1 protein-coding gene is annotated in these 2,062 nt (G+C 63.7%); it reads left to right on the forward strand.

The genetic code is table 11. From position 1 onward, the window contains the following. The coding region (locus B6S44_RS29210) for a helix-hairpin-helix domain-containing protein (protein ID WP_248309826.1) at positions 1–2,062 on the forward strand (2,062 nt) is incomplete at both ends.

Raw genomic sequence — 2,062 nt, forward strand, 5'->3', positions numbered from 1 at the left:
GGACGTCGACTGCGGGCACGAGGGGCGGGAGATCGTAATGCGTGGGTGGTTCGAAACCTACGGCCGGGGGCATGCGGCGCTCTGTTCGACCGTCATCCGGTACCGGACCAAGGGCGCCTTGCGCGATGTCGGCAAGGCTTTGGGGCTACCCGACGACCTGATCGGGACGCTGTCGTCTCAGGTCTGGGCCTGGTCCGACGAAGGCGTCGAGAAGCGCCATGTCGAAGAGCTCAATCTCAACTTGACCGACCGCCGGCTTCGACTGACGCTCGATCTCGCCCGTCAGCTCCAGGGAGCGCCGCGGCATCTATCCCAGCACCCGGGCGGGTTCGTGCTGACGCATGATCGCCTTGACGACCTCGTTCCAATCGAACCGGCTGCCATGGCCGACCGCCAGGTGATCGAGTGGGACAAGGATGACATCGACGCCCTGCGCTTCATGAAGGTCGACGTGCTCGCACTCGGCATGCTGACCTGTATGAAGCGGGGCCTCGACATGCTGGCTGATCACAAGGGCATTAAGCTCGATCTGGCCTCAATCCCGGCGGAGGATCCTCGGACCTACGCGATGATCCGCAAGGCCGACACGCTTGGGACATTTCAAATCGAAAGCCGAGCGCAGATGTCGATGCTTCCGCGTTTGAAACCGCGGACCTACTACGACCTCGTCGTCCAAGTCGCCATCGTTCGGCCCGGCCCGATCCAGGGCGACATGGTCCACCCTTATCTGCGACGGCGTGAGGGGCGTGAGCCGGTGCACTATCCAAAACCGGAACTGGAAAAGGTGCTTGGCAAGACGCTTGGGGTACCGCTCTTTCAGGAGCAGGCCATGCGGGTCGCGATCGAATGCGCCGGCTTCACGCCCGGCGAAGCCGACATGCTGCGAAAGAGCATGGCGACGTTCAAGTTCACCGGCGGCGTTTCTGCTTTCAAGGAAAAGCTCGTGAATGGCATGGTCGCCAATGGCTACAAGCAGCCGTTCGCGGAACAGACCTTCCGGCAACTCGAAGGCTTCGGCAGCTATGGTTTTCCTGAGAGCCATGCCGCCTCGTTTGCCCTGATCGCCTATGCATCGGCTTGGCTCAAATGCTGGCATCCCGACGTCTTTTGCGCCGCTTTGCTGAATAGCCAGCCGATGGGCTTCTACGCGCCCGCTCAGATCGTTCGCGACGCGCGGGACCATGGCGTCGAGGTTCGGCCGGTCTGCGCCAACGCTTCCCGCTGGGACTGTTCACTGGAGCAGACGGACGATGAGATGCGCTTCGCCGTCCGCCTCGGTCTGCGCATGGTCAAGGGCCTGTGCAATGCTCACGCGGCCGCGATCGTCACGGCGCGCGCGAGCTTAAGCTTCTCCTCAGTCGAAGATCTCTGGCGCCGTGCTCGCGTGCCCGTCGCCGCCCTGGCGCACATCGCCGAGGCCGACGGATTTCGGCCGGCCTTCCGGCTCACCCGCCGGGACGCGATTTGGGCCATCCGGGTCCTGCGCGACGAGCCCTTGCCGTTATTTGCAGCTGCTGCTGACGGGCAGGCCGAGAAAGCTCCTGAACCTGCGATCGCGCTGCGGCCGATGACCGCGGGAGGCGACGTCGTCGAAGATTACCGGCATGTCGGCCTAACCCTCGGAGATCACCCCGTGTCATTCCTGCGAAGGGATTTGCAGCGCAAACGCATCGTCAGCTGTCAGGCTGCGATGGAGGCGCGCGACGGTCGTTGGCTTGAAGCGGCAGGCATCGTGCTCGTGCGTCAGCGACCGGGCTCGGCGAAAGGCGTCATGTTCATTACCCTGGAGGACGAGACCGGCATCGCGAACTTGGTGGTCTGGCCGGCGGTATTTGAGCGCTTTCGCAGGACGATTCTATCCGCGGGGATGATCTCCGTGCGAGGCCGCATCCAGCGCGAGGGCGAAGTCGTTCATCTCGTAGCCCAGCGGCTGACTGATCTTTCGGCTGACCTTGCCGGTATTGGGCAGCGAGACCGGCCGTTCCCGCTGCCGAACGGACGAGGCGATGAGTTCCATCATGGGTCGCCAACCCCCGATCCGCGCGATCTCCCGCCGAAAGGG

This window comes from Allobosea sp. Tri-44, from assembly GCF_004123845.1.
GTDB lineage: Bacteria > Pseudomonadota > Alphaproteobacteria > Rhizobiales > Beijerinckiaceae > Allobosea.